5 protein-coding genes are annotated in these 8,786 nt (G+C 70.4%); 2 read left to right on the top strand and 3 right to left on the bottom strand.

All coding sequences use genetic code 11. The annotated features are described in order from the left end of the window. Positions 1 to 5 precede the first annotated feature (5 nt). From ACIBQ6_RS48175 to ACIBQ6_RS48185, 3 genes are read right to left on the bottom strand one after another with little or no spacing between them, the layout of a single operon-like run. Entirely contained in the window at positions 6 to 5,732 is a 5,727-nt protein-coding gene (locus ACIBQ6_RS48175; RefSeq protein WP_397219276.1) for a hypothetical protein, read from the bottom strand. A 6-nt stretch (positions 5,733 to 5,738) separates the two neighbouring features. Next, positions 5,739 to 6,059: a hypothetical protein gene (locus ACIBQ6_RS48180; protein WP_358296493.1), complete on the bottom strand. Its 321-nt coding sequence runs from the start codon at positions 6,057 to 6,059 to the stop codon at positions 5,739 to 5,741. Continuing rightward, complete coding sequence (locus ACIBQ6_RS48185) at positions 6,056 to 6,439, bottom strand: YbaB/EbfC family nucleoid-associated protein (RefSeq protein WP_358296495.1); 384 nt, start codon at positions 6,437 to 6,439, stop codon at positions 6,056 to 6,058. The genes ACIBQ6_RS48180 and ACIBQ6_RS48185 overlap by 4 nt, the downstream gene beginning before the upstream one ends. Before the next feature lie 456 nt (positions 6,440 to 6,895). Between ACIBQ6_RS48185 and ACIBQ6_RS48190 the strand changes: the two genes are divergently transcribed. Both ACIBQ6_RS48190 and ACIBQ6_RS48195 read left to right on the top strand, forming a co-directional pair. After that, positions 6,896 to 7,048, top strand: a complete 153-nt coding sequence (locus ACIBQ6_RS48190; RefSeq protein WP_397219277.1) for a hypothetical protein — start codon at positions 6,896 to 6,898, stop codon at positions 7,046 to 7,048. 560 nt (positions 7,049 to 7,608) lie between these two features. Beyond that, positions 7,609 to 8,067: a hypothetical protein gene (locus tag ACIBQ6_RS48195; RefSeq protein ID WP_397219278.1), complete on the top strand. Its 459-nt coding sequence runs from the start codon at positions 7,609 to 7,611 to the stop codon at positions 8,065 to 8,067. The last annotated feature ends 719 nt before the right edge of the window (positions 8,068 to 8,786 follow it).

The raw sequence follows: 8,786 nt of genomic DNA on the forward strand, positions 1-8,786 counted from the left end.
CTCGGTCAGCGGACGATCACGCCGGGGTGCGCGGCCTCGAAGGCGGCGAGTCCGTCGGCGGTGAGCCGGAGATGAAGGCCGCCGGGGACGTCCACCGCCAGGGGCTTGTCCTTGCCGTAGAACACCAGGGAGACATCCAGCTCAAGGTAGGTGTTGTCGTGCGTCTCCTCCAGGAAGTTGCGTTCGACGATGTTGGCGTTCCGCGACGCGGCCTCGTCCGCCGTCTTCACGCTGCCGCCGACGCCACCGAAGCCGAGGCCCCCGTCCTGCGCCCCGGCGGAGCCGCCCGCTCGGGCCGCCACGCCCCGGCCCTGCTCCTGACCGTGCCCCACCGTGCTCATGGTCTGGGCGTAGACACGCTGCTTGACCAGCGCGGTGGTGATCTCGCGGGCTCCGGTGACGTCGATGCCCACCCTGCCGATCCCCGGGATCTCGTACTCGTGCGCGAGCAACTGATCCAGGTGGGCGCGCATGGTCCGTTCCTTGGTGGCCTCGGCGAGTGACATGCCGGCCGGGCGGGAGAGCTCGAACCCGTCGGGCCGGTCGGCCAGGGACGGGACCTCGCCCCGCAGCCTCGGCGGCACCGCGCTCAGCGGCGCCCATTCCTCGACCAGCGACGCGGCCGGGAACGCGACCTGGCTGACGTCCCCCCTGGGCACGCCGTCGCCCAGGGTGGCGGACATGCGGTTCGGCCCCGTCGCGTCCGCCCAGCGCGGATCCGCCGCGGCGACCGGCGTCCGCCCCGCGACCGGCGTGCCCTGCGGCACCTCCGTGGTGAGGTGGCCCGGCACCAGGACGCCGACCTCGCCGTCCACGACCGCCCGAGACGTCTCGGTGACCCCGGCGTGCCGGTCCAGCAGCCTTCCGGCGCCGTCGTGCCCGGTCATCTCGCCCACCTTGAGCAGCACGTTGCGGGCCACGTTCTGCACGGGCTCCAGGAGCGGGCGGACCGGGACGTGTTCGAGCGTGATCTCGTACCGGACCGGATGCCTGAACTCCTGCGGGGCCTCGCGCGTCTGGTAGCGGTTGATCGCCTTCGCGATCGTCCCCTCCCCGTCCACGGTGTGGGAGTCGCGGGAGTTCGCGAACCCCGCCTCGCCTCCTCTGAGCTCGCCGCCCGAGGACTCCATGTAACGGGCGATCGCCTCGGCGCCACGGTCCGTCCCCGCCTCGCGCACGCTCAGGTCGCCGCTCAGGCGCTCGTTGCGCAGCATGAGGCCGGTGTCAGGACGCTCACCGACATGTACGCCGTCGCCGACCTCGGCCGTGACCCGGATGCCCACGCGTTCGGTGACCCGGCCGTTCTCGTCCGTGACGAACAACCAGGAGGACACGCCGTTCCCGCGCAGCTCGCCCAGTTTGGTGCCGAGCGCGTCCTGGCCGTAGTTGCCGCGCAGGTGCTCGGCCACCGGGTGGTTCGTGAGCTCCTGCCCGGGGAGGAGCAGGCCGTCGCGGCGCAGCAGCTCCACGATCTGCGGCAGCACGCCCTCCGCGTCGAGGTGCTGGACGTAGGCGGTGTTCAACGCCGCCTCGGGCGCCGCGTAGGCCCGCGTCGTGTCCCCGGCCGGCCGCACGGGCTCCACGGCCTGCGGGCCGTCGAGCCCGTGCCGGCGGGCCACCTCGTCGGGCAGCACGAGGTCCACGATGTCCGCCACCCGGACGTACGTGGTCGGGCCCTGCTCGACCGTTCCTCCGCTGGTCCTGCTGGGGGTGACCTCCAGGACCAGGTCCGCGCGGTACCAGTGGGAGGTGCTGCCGTCGGAGTAGGTGACCCGCGAGACGTCGCTGCTGCCCAGGTAGGAGCTCTCCACGGCGCTGCGCTTGGCGGCGCCGTGGACCCCCGCTCGCGCCACGACCTTGCGCTCGGTCCCGCCGGCTTCCCCGGCTCCGGGCGCGGCCCCCGCGGCCTCGCCGTCGCTCAGGGTGACGCGCAGGCCGGTCCTGGCGTGGCCGCCGACCGCACGCCTGCCGCGTTCGCCGTCCAGCGCCCTGGAGTTGCTGCTGGAGTAGCTCTCGTGCTCCACCCCGGTCTCCGACTTGACGTGCCGCACCTCGGCCACATGGGCCTTGACGTGCAGGTCGTGCCGCGTTCCCGCCCGGTCCGACACGGTGTAGTGCAGGCCGTCGGGGTGAGATGTGATCATGGTCTCCAGGTTGATCACGTCGGTGGCGGTCTCGAACACCGGCGGCACGTCCAGCCGCTCCGAGGCCGCCGGCAGTCCCGCCCACCGGTTGTAGGCCCCGGCCAGCGTCGAGGGAAGGTCGGGCATGGCCCCCATCCGGACGATGGCCGACAACTCGTCGGCGCCGGGCCGCCACAGGTCGGCGGGCCGCTCGGTGGTCGACTCGACCCGTCCCAGATGCGCGACGTCCTGCGCGAGCACCGGCCGCTGCGGCAGGTGGACGTCCGGCACCAGGATCTCCGCCCTGCTGCCGTGCACCTCCCACGAGGTGTTCAGCGTCTCCGTGCCGTCCCGCGAGATCCTCATCCTGACGTCGAAGGACAGATCCCGCGTGATCGTGAAGCCGCCGCTGGTCTCCGTGCGGTCGTACCGGGTGTGACCCGAGGAGAAGCCGGTGCTCTCCGACTTCGTGCCGCTCCCGGTGAGCGACAGGTTGACCGGGTCGATCTTGAGCCGTTCCGTCACGTCGAGGCGCGCGACCCCACGCACCTCCGCACGGCCCGTGCGGGAGCTCTCCCGCTGGCTGGTGTCGGTGCGCGAGGTGATCCGGCGTTCGTTGACCGTCAGGTCGGACGCGCCGACCTCGTGCCGCCGGCCCAGCGTGCCCTCGGCCAGGATCTCGATGGTGTAGCCGCCGATCGTCCTGTCGTACCTGATGCCGTGGAGGGCGTGCGTCAGGTCGGCTTCCAGCGCCACGGCGCCGAAGCGGCTCTCCAGGTCCCGCACGACCTGCCGTCTGATCTCCGGCGGGAGGTCGGGCAGCGCCCGGTCGACGGCCTGGCGGAGCTCCGCGCTGAGCAGCGTCTCCCCGTGGACCCGGACGCCGCTGCCGAGCCCGGTGCCCCGACCGGCGGCGAGCGTCTCCGGCTCCAGGACGTGCGGGTCGTAGCCGCGGTTGGGGTGCTCGCCCCTGGCCGGGTACTCGCCGACCGGTTCGGTCAGCGCGAACTCCGTCCCCACGTCGTCGATCTCCCGGTGGAGGTCGGCGAGCTTGCGCTGGATGTCGTTGAACTCGCCCAGCGGGCGGAGATCGTGCCCGAAGACGTCCTGCTCCATCCGGGACGCGTCGCGCGTCGGGACGATCAGCTCGGCGTTCACCTCCACCTCGAAGGCGCCGAGCGTTTCGGTCTCGACCTGCAGCCGCATCCGGGCGTCGTACATGGTGACGTCGCCGAGCCTGGTCAGGACGGTGTGGTTGCCGTGCGCCCGGTTGGTGGAGGTGACGTGGTCCGTCCCGTAGCCCACCCCGCCGACGGCCCGCGCGACGACCTCAGCGTGCTCGCCCAGCGGCAACCCGATCTTGCCGCCCGCGTGGACGCCGACGCTCGCGCCCTGCCGGTGCGAGGTGCCCTCGCTCTCGCGCCGCCCCAGGTCGTCCCGGAACATCGTCTCGACCGGCGCGCGCCCGCTTCCGTCGATCGGCTCGACCCGCGTGATCTCGCCGCTGATCCGGACGGAGTCCTCCTCCGACCGCAGCAGCGACGTCTTGTACCGGATCGCCTCGGAGGAGACCCCGCTCGACAACATCGACTGGCTGCGGTTCTTCATCCCCTGCTCGCTGAGCAGGGTGGAGGTGAGATGGTCAGTGATCTTGACCACCTCGCCCGCGGGCAGCCCCGCCGCCAGCCCCCGGCGCTGCACCTCCAGCACGAGAGGCGTGACGTCCAGCCCGGTGATCGCGATCCCGTGGTCACGGAACTTGTGCCCCGCCCCCTCCGGCACCTCGTGGCGGGGGAGCGGCGACGGGTGGTCGGTGCTCAGCAGCGGCCCTTCCCGGGTGAACTGCTTGGGGAAGGGGATGGTCAGCGAGAGGTCCGGCACCGCCGCGGTCTGCGTGACCCGCTCGCCGTCGCGGTAGACGTCGAGGACGATGTCCGCGGCGAAGTAGTCATGGGCGGGGGAGATGGCCTTGTGCCCGCTGATGACCTCCACGCCGTTCGTGTGGGTCGTCCGGGCCGTGCTGGTGACGCCCGAACGGGGCAGGGCGTTCGCCTCGGCCTCGTCCGGCGAGTGGTAGAGCCCCTTCATCAGCCCCGCGGTCCGATCCAGCGAGGAGCCCCGCGAGGACTTGCCCTCCACGCCGTCCCCGCCGAAGGCGACCGGCTTCTCCGGAGGCAGACTCGGCTGTTCCACGTGCGTGAACTCGTTCGGCCGGAGCTTGAGGTAGATCACCTTGTCGCCGACGCCGAGCGCCACGCCCCTTTGGAGGTGGTTGGTCCAGACCTCGCGGTCGCTGCTGGCGAGCGCCTCCGCCAGCCAGAGGCGGATCACGGCTCGTTCCCGCGGGACGATCCCCGTGATCCCGGCGGTCATGGCGTGCGCCGCCGCCCTCGGGTCCACCGGCACCCTGACGTCGTGCACGGCCGTCTCGCCCAGGGCTCCCATCTCGACGACGCGAGGCGGATGGATCTCCGGCTTCGGCAGCCCCGGGTCGGCGGACGCCAGATGGGACGTCAGCCCCTGGAGCACCTCCGACGGCAGGTCGGGGCTGTGCCAGGCGGGGGACTCGATGGTCCGCTGGTTGTGGTTCACCGCCGCCAGAAGCGTGTCGGCGCCGGTCTTGGGCCCGTGCCCGTTCCCGCCGTCCGGGCCGGACAGCGGATGCCCGGACGAAGAGGACGAGTGGGACGCGGACGGGCCGTCGGCGCCGTGCGGCAGCGGCGAGGCCAGGTGCTGGCCGTCCGCGCCGAGCGCGCTGGACGTGATGCCCTTGGCCAGCAGGTCCCAGCTGAAGTTGCCCTGGGCCAGCATGGAGCCGGCCGTCGTGATGCCGCCGGTCACGGCGAACTGCGCGGCCTGGCCGTACAACGACGAGTGCGCCGCCGCCAGCAGCTTCTCGGCCGCGGACATCTCGGCCCTGGTCAGCCCGGCCCGCAGCGTGGGCGTGGCCAGACGGCTCAGCCCGCCCGAGGCCACCCCCATGAGCCCGCCCATGACGCCGCCGCTCACCGCCGAGATCACGAGTTGCCGGACATCGATGTCGTCCCTGCGGCCCTGCAACATCTGGGTGCCCTGGATGCCCAGGTCCATGCCGGCCACGATCCCGGCGAACAGCAGGATGTTGCGCCGGCACTGCCGGGCGATCTGCCCGACCGTCAGCCGGGCGAGCTGCAACCGCGGTGGAATGAGCGCCAGACTCGCCCCGCCGGTGGCCAGGGCCGCGGCCAGCAGATACCCCAGCTGCATGATCAGCAGCCAGACGGTGACCTCGATCATGTACTTGGCGTACTGGATCTGCACGCCCACGCCGTTGAGCGCCACCGCGGCGTCCACGAGCCGCTTGACCGCGAGGGCGACCTGACCGCCCGCCACCTTGTCGACGTGGGCGGCGAAGGCGAGGTGAGCCTCCCCGTCCCAGTCCTTGCCGATCCTGCGCGCGCTGCCCGGCAGGTCGGCGCGGGTGCCCTCGACGATCCGGTGCGCGGCGATCACGCACGCGTCGGCCAGCCGGAAGCAGCCGGTCTCGTCACCCTCCGGCCAGTCCATGCCGACCACCCAGCCGACGTACGGCTTGGCGAAGTCGGGCACCAGGAACCCGTCGAACCCCATGGACGATCAGTTCCGCGTGACGGCGGGAGGGGGCTCCGCCGTCTTGTAGTTACGGGCGCTGGCGTTGAGCCCCAAGGCGACGTTCTCAAGCTCGTCGATGAACGCCGTCAGGGCGTCGAAGATGCCGCGTTCCATCTCGGGCAGCTTCTTGGCCAGCTCCGCGCCGTACTCGTCGTCGCCGAGCGTGTTCCGGTCCCGGTTGAAGGCCGCGCGGAGGTCGGCGCGCACCTGCTCGACGTTCCCCGCGAACAGCTCGTACGTCCTGGCCTCCCGGTACAGCGCCTCCCGCTGCACGTAGTAGCCGCTGTAGCCGCTGGAGTCGCTCACGGGGCCGGCTCCACGGGGCCGGGGAAGAACGCGTCGAGCGTGGCCCGCTCCCCGAAGACGTCCTCGTAGGGCAGGCCGTCCGGCATGAGGGGGTCCAGCAGCTGCCTGCTCTGCTCGGAGACCGCGGCGGTGGCCGCGTTGGCCTGCTGCATGATGGCGTCGGCCAGTTGGGTGGGGGACAGGGTGCGATAGGCCCGAGGGTTCAGCTCGACGCCGCGCAACTGACCGTGGCGGCCGACGGTCACGGTCACCATCCCGTCCGCCGACCGTGCCGTGTGCTCCAGGGCGGAGAGCTCGCCGAACGCTTCGCGTACGCGGGCCACCTGCTGGTTGATCTCGCCCGCGAGCGCACTGACCTCCGCCTCGAACGCGTCCGCCACAGAAGCACCTTTCGCCCGCCTAATACCGCAAGGCATCATACGACACCCCTTTTTACACGATTAGGGGTGTCCGGATCGTTTACCTTCTGTTAACAAAAGTGTCACGGGGTGTCTGAGTAACGTCCGCCGTGCCGTACAAAGGCAGGCATTCACCCCCGGGCCCGCCTCCTTTGCCGGCGTCCGGACAATGGCCTGGCGTCCGGACAATGGGCCCGACGCCCGGACAATGGCCCGGCGCCGGGCCTGGGCCTGCAGCGCGGCGGCCGCCCTCCTCCCTCCGGCCGGAGACGGGTCCTCCCGGTGGCCGCGGAGGATCACTCTCCGGGAGGAGTGCGGATCGCTCGCCCCGTCCCACAATCGGCAGTACGGCACCGGAGATCATCGGAGCGTCCGGTGGCCGCCGCAGATGCAGGACCCGCACCTCGCGTACGCCGCGACCTCACCGCAGGAGTCCATGTGACCCGTCTTCGTCCCGCACTCACCGCCGCGCTGCTGGCCACGGTCTTCATGGGGGCAGCGTCCCTGCCGGCCCAGGCCACCGAAGGACAGTCGTGCAACACCGGCCCGAACGGCCCGGCATGCCACTCGCCCGGCTGGGGAACCAAGTGACAGGAAGGCCGACGACCAGCGTCTGATCAAGAAGGGCCGGAGCCACGAAAAGGCCTCCGCCGAGACGCTCGAAGTCCACAAGGAGCGCCAGCGCCTCAACGCCCTCCCCGCCACCGACCACCCCGGGCTGCTTCTACGGACGACCCAACACCCGCAGAAGCAGCCCGTCGGCACAGGCCCAAATCACCATGGCCCCCCATTTCGAGATAGCGACATATCCCGCCTCTGCCACAAACGAGAATGGGCGCCAATGGCCTGTTCCGCAAGGGCCAGCGCCGCGGCGATGGGATTGCCCTCGAATCCCGGTACGTCTCCAGCGACATGCGATACATGAGTTCGGTGATGCATCCGAGGACACCGGTCGAATGAGCCGCAGCTGATTGCCACACAATCCGGCCCAAGGGCCCCAATAAGGCGGCCTGCGGCTCCTTCGGATCTGTGAGTCGAGGCGTGATTGAGCGGCTTGATCAATCCATGAGGCCAGGAGAAGGTGAAGACCGAACCGAGGTGCCTGTCGGGTCTTCGGCTTGGTCTTCTCTTTGGCTTCTCGCGCGTGTGGCTTGACCCGCCAGGCGGGCAGGTTCGGCATTCCGCCCCGCTGTCCGGCGATCGATTGCCGAAGGGCACGTGACGAGCACGAACTCGGCCGTTCTCGCCTTTCAGGAGAGGGCCGGTTCGCGTTCGACACGCGTAACCCCCAGGTGCGCGAGTGGGAGGAGTGGAAGCCGTCGAGCGCCAGCGAGGTCGTGGATGGAAACGGTCGTACGCTTCGCGTGTCACACCACGTCGAGTCGGTGGTCGACGATGTGGTGACGCTCACCGAAACCACCAGTGCGCGGGACGGTACCGTCCTGCGCGTCGATCGGGCGAGCCTGCGATTCCTGGATGTATCGAAGCTTGGCGCGTTTCTGCACGAGGCGGGCTTCGAGATCGAGGCGCAGTACGGCGGCTGGGAGCATGAGGCCGTCTCCGATGCCAGCCGTTCGATCGTCACGATCGCGCGGCGCGCCGCCGCTTGACGCCGACGAGGCCCGCGACGTCCTGGACGCGGCCGGCAGCCAGAGGAACGACACCCGCTGGTCCGTGGCGTTCGCTCTGGGTCTTCGGCAATGCGCAGCCCTGGGCCACCGCTGGAAGTACGTGGACCTCGAACGAGGACGCCCCATCGACGCCAGCCAGGACTAGGACGAATGGAAAGAGCAAGGCGCGGACATCAGCACCGTTCAGGAATTCTCGGCCACTCACAACTGACCACGACGAAGCGCTACACCCACATCACGGCGACGCTCTCGACCGAAGCCGCAGCCCGCATGGGCCGGGCACTTTGGGGATATCCGCAACTCGAAATGCAACCGGGCGGGCTTCCAGATCATGATGATCGGGGAGTCCGCCCAGGTCGTCGAGGTAGGGCGCCCGGGGCTCGAACCCGGAACCTACGGATTAAAAGAAGTGGCTTTGATCAAGGTGCGGGGCGCTGGCCTGGGGATGTGGTGTCCGTGAACGTCCGCCGTGGTCCGCTGGCGTTCGCCCCCTTGGCTGTACTCGTGGCTGTACAGCCAGGGCGCGCCCTCACTCGCCTTCTGTTCACAAGGTCCCCAAACGATCTCCAGAATCGTTCGGACTCGTTCGCCGCGCTGGTCCTCAGAGCGTGTTTGAGAAGATCATTCATGCTCGGTTTGGCGGCGAGTCGACGGGTGCTGGGGCTGCCAGGATGGCTGGATGTCCCCTGCTTGTTACC

This window comes from Nonomuraea sp. NPDC049655 (assembly GCF_044465465.1).
Taxonomy (GTDB): domain Bacteria; phylum Actinomycetota; class Actinomycetes; order Streptosporangiales; family Streptosporangiaceae; genus Nonomuraea.